Origin of the sequence: Streptomyces sp. NPDC002032 (genome assembly GCF_042890765.1) — a bacterium.
Lineage (GTDB): Bacteria > Actinomycetota > Actinomycetes > Streptomycetales > Streptomycetaceae > Streptomyces.
The window spans coordinates 5970-32651 of record NZ_JBIASM010000028.1 but is presented as its reverse complement, the minus strand read 5'-3'; the positions used below and the strand labels follow the sequence as shown (position 1 = coordinate 32651).

Annotated in this window: 1 pseudogene (cut by a window edge); it reads right to left on the bottom strand. The window is 73.9% G+C overall.

What is annotated here, in order from left to right:
- A pseudogene (locus ACFYYT_RS34645) lies at positions 1 to 26682 on the bottom strand (type I polyketide synthase) (its annotated part extends 1419 nt beyond the left edge of the window); the annotation flags it as partial.

Sequence of the window (26682 nt, the reverse complement as noted above, 5' to 3'; positions counted from 1 at the left end):
CGGGTCCAGGTGCAGGCACACCGTGTCGAGGGCCGCCGCGAAGACGGGGTACGCCGCGTACAGGTCGCGGCCCATGCCGGCCCGTTGCGCGCCCTGGCCCGCGAAGAGGAACGCCGTCCGGCCGCTGGTCGCGGTGCCGCGCACCACGCCGGCCGCCGGTTCGCCGACGGCGAGCGCCGCCAGGGCGTCCAGCGCCGCGGAGTGCTCCTCCGCGACGACGACCGCACGGTGTTCGAAGGCGGTCCGGGTGGTGGCCAGGGCGTGCGCCACGTCCCGTACGGGCGCGGGCCGGTCCGCCAGCCGGGCGCGCAGCGCGGCCGCCTGGGCGGACAGCGCCCGCTCGGTGCGGGCCGAGAGCACCCACAGCGCGGGCGCGGCCGCACCGGCGGTGCCGCCGGGGGCGGAGGCTGCGGGAGTTGCGGGGGTTGCGGGGGTTGCGGGGGTTGAGGGGGTTGAGGGGGTTGCGGGGGCCTCCGCGAGGGCGTCGTTCTCCTCCGGCGCCTCCAGAATGACGTGCGCGTTCGTGCCGCTGAAGCCGAACGACGAGACGCCCGCCCGGCGCGGCCGCTCCCCGCCCGCGGGCCACGCCCGCTCCTCCGTCAGCAGGGCCACGGCGCCGGACGCCCAGTCGACGTGCGGCGACGGCTCATCGGCGTGCAGGGTGCGCGGCAGCGCCCCGTGCTCCATGGCGAGGACCATCTTGATGATGCCGGCCACGCCGGCCGCCGCCTGGGTGTGCCCGATGGTGGACTTCACCGAGCCCAGCCACAGCGGCTCGCCGTCCTCGGAGCGGTCCTGCCCGTACGTGGCCAGCAGCGCCTGCGCCTCGATCGGGTCGCCGAGCGCGGTGCCGGTGCCGTGCGCCTCCAGGGCGTCGACGTCCGCCGCGGTCAGGCCCGCGTTGGCGAGCGCCTCACGGATGACCCGCTGCTGGGAGGGGCCGTTGGGGGCGGTGAGACCGTTGCTGGCCCCGTCCTGGTTGACGGCCGTGCCCCGGACCACCGCGAGCACCCGGTGCCCGTTGCGGCGGGCGTCGGACAGCCGCTCGACGAGCAGCACGCCGACGCCCTCGGACCAGCCCGTACCGTCCGCGTCGGCGGAGAACGCCTTGCAGCGGCCGTCGGCGGCGAGCCCGCCCTGCCGGGCGAATTCGATGAACGCGCCCGGCGTCGACATGACGGTGGCGCCGCCCGCCAGGGCCAGGGAGCACTCACCGCTGCGCAGCGCCTGCGCCGCCAGGTGCAGGGCCACCAGCGACGACGAGCAGGCGGTGTCGACGGTGACCGCCGGACCCTCCAGGCCCAGCGCGTACGACACCCGGCCGGAGATCACGCTCGCACCGCTGCCGGTCGCGAGGAACCCCTCGACGCCGGTGGTCCCGGAGCCCAGCAGCAGGCTGGTGTAGTCCTGCCCGTTGGTGCCGGCGAAGACGCCGGTGCGGCTGCCGCGCAGCGACGCCGGATCGATACCGGCCCGTTCGACGGCCTCCCAGGAGGTTTCCAGCAGCAGCCGCTGCTGGGGGTCCATGGCGAGGGCCTCGCGCGGCGAGATCCCGAAGAAGCCCGCGTCGAACTCGCCCACGCCCTCCAGGAATCCGCCGCGGCGGGTGTACGAGGCCGATCCGTCGACGTCGTACAGCTCCTCCAGCACCTCCCAGCCACGGTCGTCCGGGAAGTCCGACAGCCCGTCGCGGCCCGACTCCAGCAGCCGCCACAGGTCCTCCGGGCCGGTGACCCCGCCCGGGAAGCGGCAGGCCATGCCGACGATCGCGATCGGCTCGTCGGCGGGGCCGCGCACCGCGACCTCCGCCGCCGCCCGCGTGCCGGTCCGGGTGCCGGTGCCGGTGCCGGTGGTCCCGGCGCCGTCGGGGCCGACGCCGTCGAGGCCGACGCCGTCGGGGCCCGCGTCGTCGAGGCCCGCCAGCAGCTCCGTCCGTACGTGCTCCGCGATCAGGCCGGGCGTCGGGTGGTCGAAGACCAGCGTGACGGGCAGGACCAGCCCCGTGAGGGTGGTCAGCGCATCGCGCAGCTCCACCGCGCTCAGCGACGTGAAGCCGAGGTCGCGGAAGGCACGGTCCTCCTCCACCTCGTCCGCGGGCCCGTGGCCCAGCACGGCCGCGACGGCGCCGCGCACCACGTCCCAGACGGCCTGCCGCCGCTCGGCGTCACCGCCGAGCGCGGCCAGCCGGTCCCGCAGCGTGGCGCCCTCGGCGGGTGCCTCGCCAGGTCGGCCGGACGCGGACGCCCGGTCCTGTACGGGGGCGGTCGCGGCGAGCAGCTCGGCGAAGAGCGGGCTCGGACGCAGGGAGGCGAACAGGCGGGTGAAGCGTGCCCAGTCCGCGTCGACGACCGTCAGGTCGGCGACCGCACCGGCTGCCGCCCCGCGCAGGACGCCCACCGCGGTATCCGGGGCCATCGCGGTCAGACCGCGACGGCGCAGATGCTCGACGGTCTCGGCGTCGGCCATGCCGCCGTCGGCCCAGGGGCCCCAGGCGATCGAGGCCCCGACCAGGCCCTGCGCGCGGCGGCGCTGGACGAGCGCGTCGAGCGCGGCGTTGGCCGCGGCGTACGCCCCCTGGCCGGCACCGCCCCAGACGCCCGCGATGGAGGAGAAGAGGACGAAGGCGTCCAGCTCCGTGGCCCGGGAGGGCTCGCTGAACAGCGCATCCAGGTGACGGGCGCCCAGGACCTTGGCGGCATGTACCTCGGCCAGCTCGGCCGCACCGAGCGCGGCGAGCGCCACCGATGCACCGGGCACACCGGCCGCATGCACCACACCCCGGATGGGCCCGTCCTGCTCAAGGCCCTCCACCAGCGCACGCACCTGACCGGCATCAGACACGTCACAGGCGACAACACTCACCCGCACCGACTCCGATGTCAGCTCCTGCGCCAACTCCGCAGCACCGGGAGCCTCCAGACCACGACGGCTCGTCAGCACCACATGCGCGGCACCCTCAGCCACCAGCCACCGGGCCACATGCGCACCCAACGCACCCGTACCACCCGTCACCAACACCGTCCCACGAGGACGCCACCCCTCCGACCCGGCAACCGGCTCCGCAGCCCGCAGGCGACGGCCATACACACCCGCCGCCCGCACCGCGACCTGATCCTCACCCGAAGCACCCGACAACAGACCACGCACACGCACCGCCGCCCGCTCATCCAACACCTCAGGAAGATCAACCAGACCGCCCCAACGCCCCGGATGCTCCAACGCCACGACCCGGCCCAGCCCCCAGACCAGGGACTGCTCCACACCCTTCTCACTCAGCGCATCCGAACGGCCGGTCGACACCGCACCCTGCGTCAAAGACCACAACGGCGCACCGACCCCGGCATCACCCAGAGCCTGGACCAGCTCCAACGTCCCCACCAGCCCACGCAACGACACCACACCGGCAAACTCACCGGCCAGCCCCGCAACAAGCTCCGCACGCCCCTCACCACGGCCCACAAGCAACGTCCGCGCACCCAGCACGTCAGCAACCCAGCCCGTCAGCGGACCATCCTCATCAGCCACCACCAGCCACGAACCCGACACCTCGGCACGCGCCGGCTCGGGCAGCGGCTTCCACGTGACCCGATAACGCCACCCATCCACCGCCGACTGCTCACGCCGACGCTTACGCCACGACGACAGAGCAGGCAGCACCGCACCCAGCGAACCACCCTCCACCTCAAGCGTCTCCGCCAGCGCCCCCAGATCCTCGCGCTCCACCGCCTCCCAGAACGCCCCATCCACCACATCGGCCTCGGCAACGGTCGACTGGACCGGGGCCTTGGGCTGCGGCCAGTACCGCTGGTGCTGGAAGGAGTACGTGGGCAACTGCACGGTGCGCGCGCCGGATCCGGCGAAGTACGCCTCCCAGTCCACGGCAAGGCCGTGCGCCAGGACCTTGGCCACCATGCTCTTGACGGCGTCCGCCTCCGGCCGGTCGCGGCGCAGGGCCGGGACGAAGACCGCGGCGGTTTCGTCGACGCATTCGGCGCCCATCGCAGACAGCACGCCATCCGGGCCGAGCTCCACGAACCGGGTCACGCCCTGGGCCCCCAGGGCGGCCATCCCGTCGGCGAAGCGCACAGCTTCACGGACGTGACGCACCCAGTACTCGGCCGAGCACAGCTCCTCCGCCGAAGCGACGGCACCCGTGAGGTTCGAGACGACGGGAACACGCGGCGCCGCGAACGAAACGGTCTCCAGCACCGCCCGGAACTCATCCAGCATCGGATCCATGAGCGGCGAGTGGAAGGCATGGCTGACGGTCAGCTGCCTGGTCTTCACCCCGCGCCCGGCCAGCACGCTCGCGATCTCGCTGACGGCCTCGGCCGCACCCGAAATCACCACGGACTGCGGGCCGTTCACCGCCGCGATGCTGACGCCCTCGTACGAGGCGACCAGCTCGGCCACCTCCGCCTCAGCGGCCCGCACGGACACCATCGCTCCGCCCTCGGGCAGCGCCTGCATCAGCCGGCCTCGCGCCACGACCAGCCGCGCCGCGTCCGCCAGCGAGAACACCCCCGCCACATGCGCGGCGGCGATCTCACCAATGGAGTGACCCAGCAGGTAATCGGGCTTCACACCCCAGCTCTCCACCAGCCGGAACAACGCCACCTCAAGGGCGAACAACGCAGGCTGCGTGAACTCCGTACGGTCCAGCTCCCCGGCCGGGTCCTCCGCGAACATCACCTCCCGCAGCGAACGCCCCAGCTCCGGATCGATCTCCGCACACACCGCATCCAGCGCCGCCGCGAACACCGGGAAGGCGTCATACAGCTCGCGCCCCATCCCCGCCCGCTGCGCACCCTGCCCCGTGAACAGGAAGCCGGTCCGGCCGTCGTCGCTGCGGGCTGTGGCGGTGCCCGGTGCCGGGTGGCCTTCGGCCAGGGCGCGGAGCCCGTCCGTCAGCTCCGCGCGGTCCGCGCCCAGGACGACCGCCCGGTGCTCGAACGCCGTGCGCCCAGTGAGCAGCGAGTACGCGACGTCCAGCGCGGCGGCCCCGGGCCGTTCGGCGAGGTGGTCGCGCAGAGCGGAGAGCTGGGCCTTCAGCGCCGGCTCCGTCCGGGCCGAGACCATCCAGGGCAGCGGGACGGCCGCCCCGGCCGGAGTCGGGCCGGGCTGTCCGGCGCTGCCGGGGCCCTGCTCCAGGATCGCGTGGGCATTGGTGCCGCTGATGCCGAAGGACGACACACCGGCCCGGCGCGGGCGTTCGCCCTGCGGCCATGCGCGCGCCTCGGTCAGCAGTTCCACCGCTCCGGTGGACCAGTCCACCTGCGGGGTCGGCTCGTCCACGTGCAGGGTCTTCGGCAGCATGCCGTGCTGCATCGCCATCACCATCTTGATCACGCCACCCACGCCGGCCGCGGCCTGCGTGTGGCCGACATTGGATTTCAGGGAGCCGAGCCAGAGCGGCTCGTCGCCGTCACGGTCCTGGCCGTAGGTGGCCAGCAGCGCCTGCGCCTCGATCGGGTCGCCCAGCTTCGTACCCGTGCCATGCGCCTCGACCGCGTCGACCTCGGCGGCCGACAGCCCGGCGTTCGCCAGCGCCGCGCGGATCACGCGCTGCTGCGAGGGCCCGTTCGGGGCGGTGAGGCCGTTGCTCGCGCCGTCCTGGTTGACGGCCGTACCGCGCACGACGGCCAGCACCCGATGTCCGTTGCGCTCGGCGTCCGACAGCCGCTCCAGCACCAGCATGCCCACGCCCTCGGCCCAGCCCGTCCCGTCGGCGGCCGCGGCGAAGGCCTTGCAGCGGCCGTCGAAGGAGAGTCCGCGCTGCTTGCTGAACTCCACGAAGGTGGACGGGGTCGCCATGACGGTGACGCCGCCCGCGAGGGCCATCGTGCACTCGCCGTTCCTCAGGGCCTGCGCCGCCCAGTGCAGGGCGACGAGCGAGGACGAGCACGCCGTGTCGACGGTCACCGCCGGCCCCTCCAGGCCGAGGGTGTACGAGACCCGGCCGGACAGCACGCTGCCCGAGTTGCCCGTGCCCACGTACCCTTCGAGGCCCTCGTCACCGCCGGCGAGTACGTAGCCGGCGTAGTCGTGGTACATCAGGCCGGCGAAGACGCCGGTCGCGCTGCCGCGCAGGCGGGTGGGGTCGATGCCCGCGTACTCGATGGCCTCCCACGAGGCTTCGAGGAGGAGCCGCTGCTGGGGGTCCATGGCGAGGGCCTCGCGCGGGGAGATCCCGAAGAAGCCCGCGTCGAAGTCCGCCACGTTGTCCAGGAAGCCGCCCTCGCGGGTGTAGCTGGTCGCGCCCTGTCCACCCTCCGGGTCGTAGACCTTGTCCAGGTCCCAGCCCCGGTCGGTGGGGAAGGCGCCGATGCCGTCGCCGCCTTCGGCGACGAGTCGCCACAGGTCCTCGGGGCTGCTGACGCCGCCGGGGTAGCGGCAGCTCATGCCGACGATCGCGATCGGCTCGTCCGCGCCGACGACGGCCGCCGAAACGGGCGCCGGTGCCGGGGCGGAAGTCTCCTCGTCGCCGAGGAGCTCGCCGCGTACGTACTCCGCGAGCGCCGACGGTGTCGGGTAGTCGAAGACGAGCGTGGCGGGCAGCCGCAGACCGGTGGCCGCGTTGAGACGGTTGCGCAGCTCGACGGCGGTCAGCGAGTCGAAGCCGAGCTCGGTGAAGGGCCGGTCCGTGCCCACGCGGGTGGGGGAACCGTGACCGAGTACACCGGCGGCATGCGTCCGCACCAGCTCCAGGACCGCGCCGGACCGTTCCTCTACGGGCAGGGCCGCGAGACGGTCGACCAGCGTGGACGAACCGTTCGCCGCCGTGGCGGCGGTGCGCCGGGCGGGGGCGGGGATCAGGCTGCGGAAGACGGGAGCCACCCCGCCGGCCGAAGCCGCCAGGGCCCGCATCCGCCCCAGATCCAGCCGCACCGGCACCCACGCCGGCTCCGCACCACCCACCGTCGCATCCAGCAGCCCCAGACCCATCCCGACCGGAATCGGCAGCACACCACCGCGCGACATCCGCTCGACATCAGCCTCCGTCAACGAAGCACCCATGCCCGCCGACTGCTCCCACAGACCCCACGCCAAAGACGTCGCGGGCAGATCCCGCTGATGCCGGTACGCGGCGAGAGCGTCAAGGAAGGCATTCGCAGCCGCGTAATTACCCTGACCCGCACCACCGAGCACGCCGGCGGCGGACGAGAACAGCACGAACGCGTCCAGATCCTGGCCGGCGGTCAGCTCGTGGAGGTGCCAGGCCGCATCGACCTTGGCCTGCAGCACCGACGCCAGCCGGTCGGGGGTCAGCGAGGCGATGGTGCCGTCGTCCACCACACCCGCCGCATGGACCACACCCTTGACCGGATGGGCGGCCAGCAGAGCCGCCAGCGCCTCCCGGTCGGCAACGTCACACGCCGCGACGGTCACGGACGCGCCCAGCGCCTCCAGCTCACCACGCAGCTCTCCGGCACCCGGCGCATCCGCACCGCGCCGACTCACCAGCACCAGCCCCCGCACCCCGTGCACGGTCACGAGATGCCGGGCCACCACCGCACCCAGACCACCCGTACCACCGGTCACCAGCACCGGACCAGCGCCGAAACCACCAGCCACCGGCGGCATGACCTGAGACGCCCGGACGAGACGGGGCACCAGTACCCGACCCGCACGAAGCGCGATCTGCGGCTCACCCGAGGCAACCACCGAAGCGACCACCTCCGGCGTCAGCGCCGCACGCTCATCGACGTCCACCAGCACGAACCGGCCCGCGCCCTCCGACTGCGCGGAACGCACCAGACCCCACACCACAGACGCCGCCACATCGGCGACATCCGTCTCACCACCAGCAGCAACGGCACCGCGCGTCACAAGAACCAACGTCCGGTCCTCATCGGCCCAGCCCTGCACCAGCTCCAGAGCACGCGAGGCCACGGCGAACGCGGCCTGCGGCACCTCGCCGTCAGCAGCCGACGAGGTCAGGTCGACCACCACGGCATCTTCCGCGTCGGCAACATCCGCCGCCGGTATGACCGCAGGGGTCCAGTCCAGCCGGAACAGCGCGTCCCGCTCCAGACCCCCGGACGCGGCCACCTGACCGTCGACCGGCCGCAGCACCAGCGAGTCCACCGACAGCACCGCATCACCCGCCCCATCGGCCACGGCGAGCGAAACCGCACCCGTACCCGACGACGTGAGCCGCACCCGCAGCCGCGACGCACCCGAGGCCACCAACGACACACCGGACCACGCGAACGGCAACCAGCCACCCGCACCCTCATCCGGCAGCAAACCACCCACACCCAGAGCGTGCAGAGCCGCATCAAGCAGCGCCGGATGCAGACCGAACCGGCCAGCCTCCCCTGCCGCGTCCTCCGGCAGAGCGACCTCGGCGAACACCTCGTCACCCGAGCGCCAGACCGACGTCAGACCCCGGAACACCGGCCCATACACGAACCCGGCCTCGGCCAGCCCCTCGTACAGACCCTCCACCGCCACCTCGACCGCACCCGCCGGAGGCCACACTGACAGGTCGATGCCGGCCACGGGCCCCTCGGAACCCACCACACCGGAGGCGTGACGCCGCCACGGCTCATCGAACTCCGCCGCGTCGGAACGCGAGAAGAAGTCCACCGACCGCAGACCGGCCTCATCCGCAGCACCCACCACGACCTGCACCTGCACACCACCGGACTCCGGCAGCACCAGCGGCGCCTCGATCGTCAGCTCCACCAGCCGGCCGCAGCCGACCTGGTCACCGGCCCGGACGGCCAGCTCCACGAACGCCGTACCCGGCAGGATCACCGTCCCGCCCACCGCGTGCTCCGCCAGCCAGGCGTGGCTGTCCCGGCCGATGCGGCCGGTGAACAGGCAGCCGCCGCCCGCGTCCGCGAGGGTCACCGCAGCGCCCAGCAGCGGATGCTCCGCCGCTCCGAGGCCCAGCCCCGCCGCGTCGGCGATCTTGGGGGTCGCCTTGCGCGGCCAGAAGCGCTCGCGCTGGAAGGCGTACGTCGGCAGCTCGACGTGCCCGGCGCCCGAACCCGCGAAGAACGCAGGCCAGTCCACCGACGCACCCGTCACATGGGCGTGGGCGAGGGCCGACATCACGGCTTCGGTCTCCGGCCGGCCCTTGCGCAGGGCAGGAACGAAGAGCGCGACGCCGTCTGCCGCCTCGGCACCCATGGCGGACAGCACCCCGTCCGGGCCCAGCTCCACGAAGCGGGCCACGCCCTGGCGGTGCAGGGTGGCGACCCCGTCGGCGAAGCGGACCGCCTCGCGGACATGGCGCACCCAGTACTCCGGTGCGCACAGCTCCGCCGCCGACGCCACCTCACCCGTCAGATTCGAAACGACCGGGATCGACGGCGCCGCGAAAGCGACGGACTCCAGAACCGCCCGGAAGTCGGCAAGCATCGGATCCATGAGCGGCGAGTGGAAGGCATGGCTGACAGTCAGCTGCTTCGTCTTCACCCCACGCCCGGCGAGCACGCCCGCGATCTCGTCCACGGCATCAGCCGCACCCGAAACAACCACCGACGCAGGCCCGTTGACGGCCGCGATGCTCACGCCCTCGTGCGCGGCGACCAGCTCGGCGACCTCCGCCTCAGCCGCACGCACCGACACCATCGCACCGCCCGCAGGCAGCGCCTGCATCAGCCGGCCACGCGCCACGACCAGCCGCGCCGCATCAGCCAGCGAGAACACACCAGCCACATGCGCAGCCGCAATCTCACCGATCGAATGCCCGAGCAGATAATCGGGCTGCACGCCCCAGCTCTCCACGAGCCGGAACAACGCCACCTCGATCGCGAACAACGCCGGCTGCGTGAACTCGGTACGGTCCAGCTCCCCGGCCGAGCCCTCAGCGAACATCAGCTCCCGCAGCGGCCGCCCCAACTGCGCATCCACGGCCGCACACACCGCATCCAGCGCCTGCGCGAACACCGGGAACGCGTCATACAGCTCGCGCCCCATCCCCGCCCGCTGCGCACCCTGCCCCGTGAACAGGAAACCGGTCTTTCCGGGCGTCACCACACCCTGGATCAGCCCCTCGGCCGCCTCACCCCGCTCCAGCGCATCCAGCGCCGCGCGGTGGTCCGGGCCGAGCACGACCGCCCGGTGTTCGAAGGCCGTACGCGTCGAACCGAGCGCGTGGGCGACGTCCAGCGCGGCCGCGTCCGCCGCGACGGCCGACCGCACCGAGGCGGCCTGGGCGCGCAGGGCGGCCTCCGACCGGCCCGAGATCGTCCAGGGGACGACCGGGAGCACGGAGGAGGACGCGCCCGCGGGCTGCTCCGCCGGGGCCGGGGCCTGCTCCAGGACGGCGTGGGCGTTGGTACCGCTGAAGCCGAACGAGGACACGGCCGCGCGGCGCGGGCGCCCGGAGCTGGGCCAGTCCCGCTGCTCGGTCAGCAGCTCGACCGCGCCCGTGCTCCAGTCGATCTGCGGGGACGGCTCGTCCACGTGCAGGGTGCGCGGCAGCACCCCGTGCCGCATCGCCATGACCATCTTGATCACGCCGCCGACACCGGCCGCGGCCTGCGTGTGGCCGATGTTGGACTTCAGCGAGCCGAGCCACAGCGGCTCGTCGCCGGAACGTTCCTGTCCGTACGTGGCCAGCAGCGCCTGCGCCTCGATCGGGTCGCCCAGCGTCGTGCCCGTGCCGTGCGCCTCCACCACGTCCACATCGGCGGGGGTCAGCTTCGCGTTGGCCAGGGCCTGGCGGATGACGCGCTGCTGGGAGGGGCCGTTCGGGGCGGTGAGGCCGTTGCTGGCACCGTCCTGGTTGACGGCCGTACCGCGGACGACGGCCAGCACGCGGTGCCCGTTGCGCTCGGCGTCCGACAGCCGCTCCAGCACCAGCATGCCCACGCCCTCGGACCAGCCCGTACCGTCCGCGGCGCCCGCGAAGGACTTGCAGCGGCCGTCGGGGGCGAGGCCCTGCTGGCGGCTGAAGTCGATGAACGCGGTCGGCGTGGACATGATGGTCGCGCCGCCCGCGAGGGCCATGGTGCACTCGCCGCTGCGCAGCGCCTGCGCCGCGAGGTGCAGGGCCACCAGCGAGGACGAGCACGCCGTGTCGACGGTGACCGCCGGGCCCTCGAAGCCGAAGGTGTACGAGACCCGGCCCGAGGCGACGCTGCCCGCGGTGCCGATGCCGAGGTAGCCGGCGGCGTCCTCGGCACTGGCGCCCAGCAGCGACGCGTAGTCGTTGTACATCACGCCGGTGAAGACGCCCGTCGCGCTGCCGCGCAGCGTGACCGGGGCGATGCCGGCACGTTCGATCGCTTCCCAGGAGGTTTCCAGCAGCAGCCGGTGCTGCGGGTCCATGGCGAGGGCCTCGCGCGGCGAGATCCCGAAGAACTCCGGGTCGAACTCGCCGACGTGCGCGAGGAAGCCGCCCTCGCGGGTGTAGCTGGTCGCGCCGCCCCGGCCGCCCTCCGGGTCGTACAGGGCATCGCCGTTCCAGCCGCGGTCGGTGGGGAAGACGGTGATGCCGTCGCCGCCTTCGGCGACGAGTCGCCACAGGTCCTCGGGGCTGCTGACGCCGCCGGGGTAGCGGCAGCTCATGCCGACGATCGCGATCGGCTCGTCCGCGCCGACGACGGCCGCCGAAACGGGCGCCGGTGCCGGGGAGGCAGTCTCCTCGTCGCCGAGGAGCTCGCCGCGTACGTACTCCGCGAGGACCGTCGGCGTCGGGTAGTCGAAGACGAGCGTGGCGGGCAGCCGCAGACCGGTGGCCGCGTTGAGACGGTTGCGCAGCTCGACGGCGGTCAGCGAGTCGAAGCCGAGCTCGGTGAACGCGTGGTGGAGCTGGATGTCCTGCGGGGACGCGTGGCCGAGCACCGCCGCGACATCGGCGCGCACCAGGTCCGCCACCGCTTCGAGCTGCTGCGCGGGCGGCAGGGCGGCCAGGCGGCTGCCGAGCCCACCTCTGGCGCCCGCTGTGGCGGCGGTGCGCCGGGCGGGGGCGGGGATCAGGCTCCGGAAGACGGGAGCCACCCCGCCGGCCGAAGCCGCCAGGGTCCGCATCCGCCCCAGATCCAGCCGCACCGGCACCCACGCCGGCTCCGCACCACCCACCGTCGCGTCCAGCAGACTCAGGCCCGTCCCGACCGGAATCGGCAGCACACCACCGCGCGACATCCGCTCGACATCAGCCTCCGTCAACGAAGCACCCATGCCCGCCGACTGCTCCCACAGACCCCACGCCAATGACGTCGCGGGCAGATCCCGCTGATGCCGGTACGCGGCGAGAGCGTCAAGGAAGGCATTCGCAGCCGCGTAATTACCCTGACCCGCACCACCGAGCACACCGGCGGCCGACGAGAACAGCACGAACGCGTCCAGATCACCGGCAAGTTCGTGGAGGTGCCAGGCCGCATCGACCTTCACCCGCAGCACCGACGCCAGCCGCTCCGGAGTCAGGGACGACATCACACCGTCGTCCACCACACCCGCCGCATGGACGACGCCCTTGACCGGATGCGCGGCCAACAGAGCGGCCAGCGCCTCCCGGTCGGCGACGTCACACGCCGCGACGGTCACGGACGCGCCCAGCGCCTCCAGTTCGCCGCGCAGCTCACCGGCACCCGGCGCATCCGCACCGCGCCGGCTCACCAGCACCAGCTCCCGCACGCCGTGCGCGGTCACCAGATGACGGGCCACCACCGCACCCAGACCACCCGTACCACCGGTCACCAGCACCGGACCAGCACCGAAACCACCAGCCACCGGCATGCCCTGCGACGCCCGGACGAGACGGGGCACCACCACCCGGCCACCCCGCAGGGCCACCTGCGGCTCACCCGAGGCAACCACCGAAGCGACCACCTCCGGCGTCAGCGCCGCACGCTCCTCCACATCCACCAGAACGAAGCGACCAGCACCTTCCGACTGCGCGGAACGCACCAGACCCCACACCACGGACGCCGCCACATCGGCAACATCCAGCTCACCCGTGGCAACAGCACCACACGTGACCAGAACCAGCGTCCGGTCCTCATCAGCCCAGCCCTGCACCAGCTCCAAGGCCCGCGACGCGACAGCCAAAGCAGCCTGCGGCACCTCACCATCCGCAGCCGACGACGTCAGGTCGACCACCACGGCGTGCTCATCGCCGGCGTCGGAAGCGGTAGCGGGCAGAGCTGCCGGGGTCCAGTCCAGCCGGAACAGCGCGTCCCGCTCCACACCCCCGGACGCGGCCACCTGACCGTCGACCGGCCGCAGCACCAGCGAGTCCACCGACAGCACCGCATCACCCGCCCCGTCAGCCACGGCGAGCGAAACCGCACCCGTACCCGACGACGTGAGCCGCACCCGCAGCCGCGACGCACCCGAGGCCACCAACGACACACCGGACCACGCGAACGGCAACCAGCCACCCGCACCCTCATCCGGCAGCAAACCACCCACACCCAGAGCATGCAGAGCCGCATCAAGCAGCGCCGGATGCAGACCGAACCGGCCAGCCTCCCCCACCACTTCCTCCGGCAGAGCAACCTCCGCGAACACCTCATCACCCGAACGCCACACCGACGTCAGACCCCGGAACACCGGCCCGTACACGAACCCGGCCTCGGCCAGACCCTCATACAGACCCTCCACCGCCACCTCGACCGCACCCGCCGGAGGCCACGCCTCCAGCGAGAACGACGGCACGTCCGCCTCGGCGCTCAGAACACCGGACGCGTGGCGCGCCCACGGCTCGGCGAACTCTCCCGCGTCGGACCGCGAGAAGAAGTCCACCGACCGCAGACCAGCCTCATCCGCAGCACCCACCACGACCTGCACCTGCACACCACCGGACTCCGGCAGCACCAACGGCGCCTCGATCGTCAACTCCACCAGCCGGCCGCAGCCGACCTGGTCACCGGCCCGGACGGCCAGCTCCACGAACGCCGTACCCGGCAGGATCACCGTCCCGCCCACCGCGTGCTCCGCCAGCCACGGGTGCGACTGCACCGACAGCCGGCCCGTCAGCAGCACCTCGTCGCCACCGGCCACGGAGACCGCAGCGCCCACCAGCGGGTGCACTGCGGGACTGAGACCGGCGGAAGCGACGTTGGCGGAGCCACCGCGCGAGGTCAGCCAGTAGTGCTGGTGCTGGAAGGCGTACGTCGGCAGGTTCACCCGGCGCGCGCCGGCTGCGACGCCGGTCCCGGCGAAGTACGCCGCCCAGTCGACCGGCACGCCGTGCGCGTGGGCCCGTCCCAGGGCGGCGACGACGGCCTCCGCCTCGGGCCGGTCCTTGCGCAGCAGCGGCGCGAACACACCGTCCCCGACGCAGTCGGCGCCCATCGCGGACAGCGCCCCGTCCGGCCCGAGCTCGATGAACCGGGTCACGCCCTCCGCTTCCAGAGCGGCCATGCCGTCAGCGAAGCGGACCGCCTCGCGGAGGTGGCGTACCCAGTACTCCGGCGCGCACAGCTCCGCCGCCGAGGCGACAGCACCCGTGAGGTTCGAGACCACGGAGACACTCGGCACGGCGAAGGTGACGGTCTCCAGGACCGTACGGAAGTCGTCCAGCACCGGGTCCATGAGCGGCGAGTGGAAGGCATGGCTGACGGTCAGCCGCTTGGTCTTCACCCCGCGCCCGCCGAGCACGTCCGCGATCTCGGAGACGGCATCGGCCGCACCGGAAATCACCACGGACTGCGGACCGTTCACGGCCGCGATGCTCACGCCCTCGTACGCGGCGACCAGCTCGGCCACCTCCGCCTCAGCCGCACGCACCGACACCATCGCGCCACCGGCGGGCAGCGCCTGCATCAGCCGCCCACGGGCCACGACCAGCCGCGCCGCATCGGCCAGCGAGAACACCCCCGCCACATGCGCAGCCGCAATCTCACCGATCGAGTGCCCGAGCAGGTAATCGGGCTTCACACCCCAGCTCTCCACCAGCCGGAACAACGCCACCTCAAGGGCGAACAGCGCAGGCTGCGTGAACTCCGTACGGTCCAGCTCCCCCGCAGCGCCCTCCGCGAACATCACCTCCCGCAGCGAACGCCCCAGCTCCGGATCGACGTGAGCGCACACCGCATCCAGCGCCTGCGCGAACACCGGGAAGGCCGCGTACAGCTCACGCCCCATCCCCGCCCGCTGCGCACCCTGCCCCGTGAACAGGAAGCCCGTCAGACCCGGGACCACCGCACCACGCACCACACCCGCAGCGGACTCGCCGCGCGCCAGCGCCTCCAGCCCGGCGACGGCGTCGCCGCCGCCGGCGCCCAGCACCACCGCACGGTGCTCGAACACCGCACGCGTCGTCGCCAAGGCGTACGCGGCGTCCGGCGCGGCCACCTCGGCACCCTGTCCGGCGGCGAACGCGGCCAGCCGGCCCGCCTGGGCGGCCAGGGCCTCCGGCGTGCGGCCGGACACCACCCACGGCACCGGGGTCACGGCCGCTGCCGGAACCTGTGCCGGAACGTGTTCCGGATCCGGTGCCGGGGCCAGGGGAGCCGTAGCCGGGGCCGACGGCGGCTCCTCAAGGACGACGTGGGCGTTGGTGCCGCTGATGCCGAACGACGAGACGCCGGCCCGGCGCGGACGGCCGGTCTGCGGCCACTCCCGCTCCTCCGTCAGCAGTTCCACCGCACCGGCGGACCACTCCACCTGCGGGGTCGGCTCGTCCACATGCAGGGTCCTGGGGAGGATGCCGTGGCGCATCGCCTGGACCATCTTGATCACACCGCCGACGCCGGCCGCGGCCTGCGTGTGGCCGATGTTGGACTTCAGCGAACCGAGCCAGAGCGGCTCGTCGCCGTCCCGCTCCTGCCCGTACGTGGCCAGCAGCGCCTGCGCCTCGATCGGGTCGCCCAGCGTCGTACCCGTGCCGTGCGCCTCCACCACGTCCACCTCGGCGGCCGACAGCCCGCCGTTGGCGAGGGCCTGGCGGATGACCCGCTGCTGGGAGGGGCCGTTCGGGGCGGTGAGGCCGTTGCTCGCGCCGTCCTGGTTGACGGCCGTGCCCCGGACCACCGCGAGCACCTGGTGCCCGTTGCGCCGTGCGTCCGAGAGCCGTTCCAGGACGAGCATGCCGACGCCCTCGGACCAGCCCGTGCCGTCGGCGGAGGAGGAGAAGGACTTGCAGCGGCCGTCCTCGGCCAGGCCGCGCTGCTTGCTGAACTCCACGAAGGTGGAGGGGCTCGCCATGACGGTGACGCCGCCCGCGAGGGCCATCGTGCACTCGCCGTTCCTCAGCGCCTGCGCCGCCCAGTGCAGGGCGACGAGCGAGGACGAGCACGCCGTGTCGACGGTCACCGCCGGGCCCTCCAGGCCGAGGGTGTAGGCGACGCGGCCGGACAGCACGCTGCCGGAGTTGCCGGTGCCCAGGTAGCCCTCGACGCCCTCGGGGACGGATTCGAGGCGGCCCGCGTAGTCGTGGTACATCAGGCCGGCGAAGACGCCGGTCGCGCTGCCGCGCAGGCCGCCCGGGTCGATCCCTGCGTACTCGATGGCCTCCCACGAGGCTTCGAGCAGGAGGCGCTGCTGCGGGTCCATGGCGAGGGCCTCGCGCGGCGAGATCCCGAAGAAGCCCGCGTCGAACGCGGCGGCGTCGTGCAGGAACCCGCCTTCGCGGACGTACGAGGCTCCGGGCCGGTCCGGGTCCCGGTCGAAGAGGCGGTCGAGGTCCCAGCCGCGGTCGGTGGGGAAGCCGGTGATGCCGTCGCCGCCCTCGGCGACGAGCCGCCACAGGTCCTCGGGGCCCGCCACGCCGCCCGGGTAGCGGCAGCTCATGCCGACGATGGCGATCGGCTCGTCGGCGGCGAGGCCGGAGCCCCGGCCGTGAGCGGTGGCCACGGCGGCCGGTGCGCTGCCGACGGGGTCTCCGGCGACCTCCGCCCGGACGAAGTCGACCAGGGCCTCGGGGGTCGGGTAGTCGAAGACGAGCGTGGCGGGCAGCCGCAGGCCGGTGGCCGCGTTGAGACGGTTGCGCAGCTCGACGGCGGTCAGCGAGTCGAAGCCCAGTTCGGTGAAGGCGCGGTCGAGGCTGATCCGGGAGGCGGAGGCGTGGCCGAGCACGTCGGCGACGTTGCCCCGTACCAGTTCGGCCACCAGCTTGCGCTGTTCCTCCTCGGGCAGGCCGGCGAGCCGCTGGCCGAGGGCGGTCTCGGCACCCTGTCGGCGCGCGGTGCGCCGGGCCGGGACGCGGACGAGGCCGCGCAGCAGTCCGGGCACGCCGGACGCAGCGGCCTGAGCCCGCAAGACCGCGAGGTCGAGGCGGATGGGCAGGAGTGCTGCCGCGTCGGCGGAGGTACTCGCGTCGAACAGGGCCAGGCCCTCCCCCGGGGTCAGCGGCGGCATTCCGGCCCGGGTGAGCCGGTCCAGGTCGGCCTGGCCCATGCGGGCGGCCATGCCGCCCTCCGCCCAGGGGCCCCAGGCGAGGGAGGTGGCGGGGAGGCCGAGCTGGTGGCGGTGGGCGGCGAGGGCATCGAGGAAGGAATTAGCGGCCGCGTAATTGCCCTGGCCCGCGCTGCCGAGCACACCGGCGGCGGACGAGAACAGCACGAAGGCATCCAGATCACCGGCAAGTTCATGGAGGTGCCAGGCCGCATCGACCTTGACCCGCAGCACCGACGCCAGCCGCTCCGGAGTCAGGGACGACATCACACCGTCGTCCACCACACCCGCCGCATGCACCACACCCTTGACGGGATGGGCGGCCAGCAGAGCCGCCAGCGCGTCCCGGTCGGCGACGTCACACGCCGCGACGGTCACGGACGCGCCCAGCACCTCCAGTTCACCGCGCAGCGCCTCGGCACCCGGCGCATCCGCACCACGCCGGCTCACCAGCACCAGCCCCCGCACGCCATGCGCGGTCACCAGATGACGGGCCACTACCGCACCGAGGCCACCCGTACCACCGGTGACCAGCACCGGACCGGCACCGAGAGCACCAGCCTCCGGCGTCGTGCCCTGAGGCGCCCGGACGAGACGGGGCACCAGCACGTGGCCGCCCCGCAGCGCCACCTGAGCCTCACCGGAAGCGACCACCGAGGCGACCAGCTCCGGTGTCAGCGCGGCACGCTCGTCCACATCCACCAGAACGAAGCGACCGGCACCTTCCGACTGTGCGGAACGCACCAGACCCCACACCACGGACGCGGCCACATCGGCAACGTCCCGCTCACCACCAGCAGCAACGGCACCGCGCGTCACCAGAACCAACGTCCGGTCCTCATCGGCCCAGCCCTGCACCAGCTCCAGAGCACGCGAGGCGACGGCCAATGCGGCCTGCGGCACCTCACCGTCAGCAGCCGACGACGTCAGGTCGACGACGACGGCGCCGCCGTCATCCTCGACCGGGGCGACGTCCACCGGCGTCCACTCCAGCCGGAACAGGGAGTCCCGGTCCACGCCACCGGCCGAAGCGGAGGCGAGCTGACCGTCGACCGGGCGCAGCACCAGCGAGTCCACCGACAGCACCGCATCACCGGCCCCATCGGCCACGGCGAGCGAGATCGCGCCCGGGCCCGCCGGGGTGAGGCGTACGCGCAGACGGGAGGCGCCCGAGGCGCGCAGCGAGACGCCCGACCAGGCGAACGGCAGGTGGCCGCCCGAGCGGGTGCCGCCCTGCTCCGGCGCGGTGTCGCCGCCGCCGTCGGCCAGGACCAGGGCGTGGAGCGCCGCGTCGAGCAGCGCGGGGTGCAGGCCGAACCGGGCCGCCTCCCCTGCCGCGTCCTCCGGCAGAGCGACCTCGGCGAACACCTCGTCACCCGAGCGCCAGACCGACGTCAGACCGCGGAAGAGCGGCCCGTAGACGAACCCGGCCTCGGCCAGACCCTCGTACAGACCCTCCACCGCCACCTCGACCGCACCCGCCGGAGGCCACACCGACAGGTCGATGCCGGCCACGGGCTCCTCGGAACCCACCACACCGGAGGCGTGACGCCGCCACGGCTCATCGAACTCCGCCGCATCGGAACGCGAGAAGAAGTCCACCGACCGCAGACCAGCCTCATCCGCAGCACCCACCACGACCTGCACCTGCACACCACCGGACTCCGGCAGCACCAACGGCGCCTCGATCGTCAGCTCCACCAGCCGACCACAACCCACCTGGTCACCGGCCCGGACGGCCAGCTCCACGAACGCCGTACCCGGTACCAGTACCGAGCCCAGGACCTCGTGCTCGGCGAGCCACGGGTGCGTACGGACCGACAGGCGGCCCGTGAGCAGTGCTCCGTCACCGCTGGCCACGGAGACCGCGGCGCCCAGCAGCGGGTGGACGGCGGGGCTCAGCCCCAGACCGCCGGCGTCGGCGACCGCACCGGCTCCGGCCCGGGGCCAGTACCGCTGGTGCTGGAAGGCGTACGTCGGCAGCTCGACGTGGCGCACCGCGGCCGTGTCGAGGCCGGGGAACAGGGCGGTCCAGTCGACGGTCGCGCCGTGGACGTGGGCCTGGGCGAGCGCGGAGACGGAGGCGTCGGCCTCGTCCCGGTCCTTGCGGAGCACGGGGACGAACACGGCGCCGTCGACGCAGTCGGCGCCCATCGCGGACAGCACCCCGTCCGGCCCGAGCTCGATGAACCGGTTCACGCCCTGGGCCTCCAGGGCGGCCATCCCGTCGGCGAAGCGCACGGCCTCACGAACGTGCCGCACCCAGTACTCCGGCGCGCACAGCTCCGCCGCCGAAGCGACGTCACCCGTCAGGTTCGAAACAACGGGAACACGCGGCGCCGCGAACTCAACAGACTCCAGCACCGCCCGGAACTCGTCCAGCATCGGATCCATCAGCGGCGAGTGGAAGGCATGGCTCACCGTGAGCTGCTTGGTCTTCACCCCGCGTTCGCCGAGTACGCCCGCGATCTCACTCACGGCATCGGCCGCACCGGAAATCACCACGGACTGCGGCCCGTTCACAGCCGCGATGCTCACGTCCTCGTACGCGGCGACCAGCTCGGCCACCTCCGCCTCAGCCGCACGCACCGACACCATCGCACCGCCCGAAGGCAGTGCCTGCATCAGCCGGCCACGCGCCACGACCAGCCGCGCCGCATCAGCCAGCGAGAACACCCCCGCCACATGCGCAGCCGCAATCTCACCAATGGAGTGCCCGAGCAGGTAGTCAGCCCGCACACCCCAGCTCTCCACGAGCCGGAACAACGCCACCTCAAGGGCGAACAGCGCAGGCTGCGTGAACTCCGTACGGTCCAGCTCCCCGCCAGAGCCCTCCGCGAACATCACCTCCCGCAGCGGCTTCTCCAGCTCCGGGTCGACGTGAGCGCAGACGGCGTCCAGCGCCTCGGCGAACACCGGGAAGGCGGCGTACAGCCCGCGCCCCATGCCCGCACGCTGCGCACCCTGCCCCGTGAACAGGAAGCCCGTCAGACCCGGGAGCACCGCACCGCGCACCACACCCGGCGCGGACTCGCCGCGCGCCAGGGCCTCCAGCCCGGCGACGGCGTCGCCGCCGCCGGCGCCCAGCACCACCGCTCGGTGGTCGAAGGCGGTGCGGGACGCGGTGAGCGCGTACGCGGTCTCGGGCGCGGCCACCTCCGCACCGCGGCCGGAGGCGAACGCGGCGAGCCGGCCCGCCTGGGCCGCCAGGGCCTCCGGCGTGCGCCCGGACACCACCCACGGCACCGCCGGCACCACCGGCGGCGCGACGGCCGGAGCGGCGCCGTACTCGGCCTCAGCGGGGTCGTGTTGCGGCTCCGGAGCCTGCTCCAGGATGACGTGGGCGTTCGTACCGCTGATGCCGAACGACGAGACGCCGGCCCGGCGCGGATGTCCGGTCTCGGGCCAGTCGCGCGCCTCGGTCAGCAGCTCGACCGCGCCCGCGGACCAGTCGACCTGGGGCGTGGGCTCGCCGACGTGGAGCGTGGGCGGCAGGACGCCGTGGCGCATCGCCTGGACCATCTTGATCACGCCGGCCACACCGGCGGCGGCGGCCGGGTGGCCGATGTTGGACTTGACGGAGCCGAGCCACAGCGGCTCGTCGCCGGAACGTTCCTGCCCGTACGTGGCCAGCAGCGCCTGCGCCTCGATCGGGTCGCCCAGCGTCGTACCGGTGCCGTGCGCCTCCACCGCGTCGACGTCGGCGGTGGTCAGGCCCGCGTTGGCGAGGGCCGCGCGGATGACGCGCTGCTGCGACGGCCCGTTGGGGGCGGTGAGGCCGTTGCTGGCGCCGTCCTGGTTGACGGCGGAGCCCCGGACGACCGCCAGGACCCGGTGACCGTGGGCGCGGGCGTCGGAGAGCCGCTCCAGCAGGAGCATGCCGACGCCCTCGCCCCAGCCGGTGCCGTCCGCGTCGGCGGAGAACGGCTTGCAGCGGCCGTCCTCGGCGAGGCCGCGCTGGCGGGAGAACTCCACGAAGGCGGTGGGGGTGGGCATGACGGCGACGCCGCCCGCGAGGGCCATCGTGCACTCGCCGCCGCGCAGCGCCTGCGCGGCCCAGTGCAGGGCGACGAGGGAGGACGAGCAGGCCGTGTCGACGGTCACCGCCGGGCCTTCCAGGCCGAGGGCGTAGGAGACCCGGCCGGACATGACGCTGGTGGCGGTGCCGGTCAGGAGGTGACCGTCGGCGCCCTCGACGCTCTGGCGCACTCCGGCGCCGTAGCCGGAGGAGGAGCCGCCGGCGAAGACGCCGGTGCGGCTGCCGCGCAGCGAGGCCGGGTCGATGCCGGCCCGTTCGATCGCTTCCCAGGAGGCCTCCAGCAGCAGCCGCTGCTGGGGGTCCATGGCGAGGGCCTCGCGCGGCGAGATGCCGAAGAAGTCGGCGTCGAAGTCGGCGATGCCGGGCAGGAAGCCGCCGTGCCGGGTGTAGCTGGTGCCCTGGTGGTCGGGATCGGGGTGGTAGAGGGCTTCGACGTCCCAGCCGCGGTCGGTGGGGAAGGCGGTGATGCCGTCGCGGCCTTCGGCGACGAGGCTCCACAGGTCGTCGGGGCCCGCCACGCCGCCGGGGTAGCGGCAGCTCATGCCGACGATGGCGATGAGGTCGTCCTCGGTGTCCTGGCCGTCATCGCCCGCACCGGCACCGGCCGCCTCCGACGCCGTGACCGCGCCGGAGGCCGCGGCGTCGTCGGCGACGAGTTCGCCGCGGAGGTGTTCGGCGAGGGCGGCCGGGGTGGGGTGGTCGAAGACGAGGGTGCCGGGGAGGGTGAGTCCGGTCTCGGCGCCCAGCAGGTTGCGCAGTTCGACGGCGGTGAGGGAGTCGAAGCCCATGTCGCGGAACGCGCGGTCGACGCGGACGGTGTCCTGCGAGGCGTGGCCGAGGACGGCGCCGGCCTGGGTGCGCACGAGGTCGACCAGGAGCCGGGACTGTTCGGCGGGGGTACGGGCGAGCAGGGTGCGGCGCAGTTCGGCGGCGGTGTCCGGGGCGCCGGTGGCGCTGTCCCGGGCCGGGCCGGTGGCGGCGGCCAGGGCGGTGCGCGCCTCGGGGACGCCGCTGAGCAGCGGGCGGGGTCCGGCGGCGGTGAAGCCGGGGACGAACGCGGCCCAGTCGACGTCGGCGACGGCGGTGTGGGCGGTGTCTTCGGCGAGTGCCTGCCGCAGGGCGGCGACGGCGAGGCCGGGGGCCATGACGGGCAGGCCCTGGCGGCGCAGCCGGTCCTCGTCTCCCGCCGCCATGCCGCCCTCGGCCCAGGGGCCCCAGGAGACGGCGGTGGCGGTCAGGCCGCGGGTGCGGCGGTGCTGTGCGAGGGCGTCGAGGTGCGCGTTGGCGGCGGCGTAGCCGGCCTGGCCGCCGCTGCCCCAGACGCCGGAGATGGAGGAGAACAGGACGAACGCGTCGAGCGGCCGGTCGGCGTCGAAGAGGGCGTCGAGGTGGACGGCTCCGGCGACCTTGGCGGTGTAGACGTCGGCGAGTTCGGCGGCGTCGGTGGCCGAGAGCAGGGTGGCGCGGCCGATGCCGGCGGCGTGGACGACGGTGCGGACGGCGGGGCCGTCGGCTTCCGCGGCGTCGATGACGGCGGCCAGCGCGTCGCGGTCGGTGACGTCGCACGCCGCTACGGTGACGCGGGCGCCGAGGGCGGTGAGTTCGGCGCTCAGCTCTTCGGCGCCGGGCGCGTCGGGGCCGCGACGGCTGGTCAGCACGAGGTGCTCGGCGCCGTTGGCGGCGAGCCAGCGGGCCACGTGCGCGCCGAGCGCCCCGGTCCCGCCGGTGATCAGCGCGGTGCCGCGCGGGGTCCAGTCGGCGGCGGGGTCACCGGGGGTGACGCGGGTGAGGCGGCGGGCGTAGGCACCGGCGGCGCGCAGGGCGACCTGGTCCTCGCGGCCCTGCCCGTCGGAGGCTTCGTAACCGGCGAGGACGGTGCACAGGCGGTCGGCGGAGCGGTCGTCGAGGACCTCGGGCAGGTCGACGAGGCCGCCCCACTGGCGGTGCCGTTCGAGGCCGATCACCCGGCCCAGGCCCCACAGCGCGGCCTGGGCGGTGCTGACGGCCCGGTCGGCGCGGCCGGTGGCCACCGCCCCTCGGGTGGCGATCCACAGCGGTGCCTGGTGGCCGAGGTCGCCGAGGGCCTGGAGGAGGGCGACGGTGGCGGGGACGGCGGCCGGGAGGGCCGGGTGGCCGGGGTGGGCGGCTTCGTCGAGGGCGAGGAGGGAGAGGACACCGGCGACGGGGCCCCCGGTCAGCACCTCGTCGAGGCGCGCCGCGAGGGAGGCCCGGTCGGCGGCGGCGGCCAAGTCGACGGGCAGCCGTACGACGTCGGCGCCGCGCGCGGTGAGGGCGGCGGCGCAGGCGTCGGCCCGGGCGGCCTCCGCACCGGCGGCCGGTTCGACGAGCAGCCACGTGCCGGTGGGGGCCGTGGCGGCCGTGGCGGCGGAGGGCTGCGGCAGCGGCGTCCAGGTGACCGCGTAGCGCCAGGACTCGACGGTGGAGCGGCTGCGGCGGTCGCGGCGCCAGCGCGTGAGCGCGGGCAGCAGTTCGCCCAGGAGGGGACCGGTGGTGTCGTCGGCGTCGAGGGTGGCGGAGAGCCCGGCGAGGTCGCCGTCCTCGACGGCCGTCCAGAAGCGGGCCTCGTCACCGGTGGCGGCGGCGGTGGCGGCCGGGTCCGCGACGGGCGCGGGGGTCGGCCAGAAGCGGCGGCGCCGGAAGGCGTACGTCGGCAGGGTCACGGGCCGGGCACCGGTGCCCGCGAAGAGTGCCGCCCAGTCGGGGGTGGCGCCGTCGACGTGCGCGCGGGCCAGGGCGGCGAGCACGGTCTCCGCCTCGGGGCGGCCCTTGCGCAGTACGGGCGCGAAGAGGGCGTCCGGGTCCGGGACGCAGTCGGCGCCCATCGCCGACAGCACGCCGTCGGGGCCGAGTTCGAGGAAGCGGGTGACTTCCAGGTCGTGGAGGGTGGCGAGTCCGTCGGCGAAGCGGACGGCGGCGCTGACGTGCCGCACCCAGTAGGCGGGGTCGCGCAGTTCCTTCGCGGTGGCGGTGCGCCCGGTGACGTCGGAGACGAGCGGGATGGCCGGGGCGTGGTAGGTGAGGCCCTCGGCGACCTGCCGGAACTCCTCCAGCATGGGGTCCATGAGCGGCGAGTGGAACGCATGGCTCACCGTGAGCCGCTTGGTCTTCACACCGCGCTCGCCGAGCACACCCGCGATCTCGCTCACGGCATCGGCCGCACCGGAAATCACCACGGACTGCGGCCCGTTGACGGCCGCGATGCTCACGTCCTCGTACGAGGCGACCAGCTCGGCGACCTCCGCCTCAGCCGCACGCACCGACACCATCGCGCCACCGGCGGGCAGCGCCTGCATCAGCCGGCCACGCGCCACCACCAACCGCGCCGCATCAGCCAGCGAGAACACACCCGCCACATGCGCCGCAGCAATCTCACCGATCGAATGCCCGAGCAGGTAATCGGGCTTCACACCCCAGCTCTCCACCAGCCGGAACAACGCCACCTCGATCGCGAACAACGCCGGCTGCGTGAACTCCGTACGGTCCAGCTCGGCGGAGTCCTCCGCGAACATCAGCTCCCGCAGCGAACGCCCCAGCTCCGGATCGATCGCCGCACACACCGCATCCAGCGCCTGCGCGAACACCGGGAAGGCCGCATACAGCTCACGCCCCGTCCCCACCCGCTGCGCACCCTGCCCCGTGAACAGGAACGCGGTGCGGCCGTCCCGGACGCGGCCGGTGAGCAGGCCCGGCGCGGTGCCTCCCGCGGCGAGGGCCTCCAGTCCGCGGACGAGGTCGTCCCGGCCGGTGCCGAGGACGACGGCCCGCTGGTGGAGCGCGGCGCGGGTGGTGGCCAGCGCATGGGCGAGGTCGAGGGGACGCGCCTCGGCGGCGTCCTCGGAGCGTCCGTAGAGGGTGTCCAGCAGCCGGGCGGCCTGGGCGCGCAGGGCCGTCTCGTCCGTGCCGGACAGTGCCCAGGGCAGCACCGGCAGGGCGGCTACCGCCGCCGGTTCGGCGGCCTCGGCGGCGGCGGGGGCCGGCGGGGCCTCCTCGACGATGGCGTGCGCGTTGGTTCCGCTGACGCCGAAGGCGGAGACGGCGGCACGGCGCGGCTGCCCGGTCTCGGGCCAGGGGCGCGCCTCGGTGAGCAGTTCGACCGCGCCGGAGGCCCAGTCGACGTGCGGGGTCGGCGCGTCGACGTGGAGGGTCTTGGGCAGCACACCGTGCTGGAGGGCCATGACCATCTTCATCAGCCCGGCGACGCCGGAGGCCGCCTGGCTGTGGCCGATGTTGGACTTCAGCGAGCCCAGCCACAGCGGTCGGCCGCCGTGGCGTTCCTGGCCGTACGTGTCGAGGAGCGCCTGCGCCTCGATCGGGTCGCCGAGTACGGTGCCGGTGCCGTGCGCCTCGACCGCGTCGACCTGCGCGTACGTCAGGCCCGCGTTGTTCAGGGCCTGCTGGATGACGCGCTGCTGGGAGGGCCCGTTGGGGGCGGTGAGGCCGTTGCTGGCGCCGTCCTGGTTGACGGCGGAGCCCCGGAGCAGGCCCAGGACGCGGTGGCCGTTGCGCTGTGCGTCGGACAGCCGCTCCAGCAGGAGCACGCCGACGCCCTCGGACCAGCCGGTGCCGTCGCTGGCCGCCGCGAAGGATTTGCAGCGGCCGTCGGAGGCGAGGCCGCCCTGGGTGCTGAACTCGCTGAACGCGCCGGGCGTCACCATGACGGCGACGCCGCCCGCGAGGGCGAGCGAGCACTCGCCGCCGCGCAGCGCCTGGGCGGCGAGGTGGACGGCGACGAGGGAGGAGGAGCAGGCGGTGTCGACCGTGACGGCCGGGCCCTCCAGGCCGAGGAGGTAGGAGACGCGGCCGGAGACGACGCTGCCGGCCGTGCCGGTCAGGAAGTACCCCTCCGTGCTCTCCTGGGCGTGGTGCAGGGTGGACCCGTAACCGGAGGCGGACGCACCGGCGAAGACGCCGGTGCGGCTGCCGCGCAGCGAGGCCGGGTCGATCCCGGCCCGTTCGACGGCCTCCCAGGAGGCCTCCAGCAGCAGGCGCTGCTGGGGGTCCATGGCGAGGGCCTCGCGCGGCGAGATCCCGAAGAACTCCGGGTCGAACTCGGTGGCGTCGTGGACGAAGCCGCCCTCGTACGTGGCTGAGTCCGCGCCGTCGCCTCCGTAGAGGGCGTCGACGTCCCAGCCCCGGTCGGTGGGGAAGGGGCCGATCCCGTCGGTCCCGGAGTCCACGAGCCGCCACAGGTCCTCGGGGCTGCGTACGCCGCCGGGGTAGCGGCAGCTCATGCCGACGATCGCCAGCGGTTCCCGCGCGGCGGCGGAAAGCTGCTGGTTCTGCTGCCGGAGGCGTTCGGTCTCCTTGAGCGACGCCCGAAG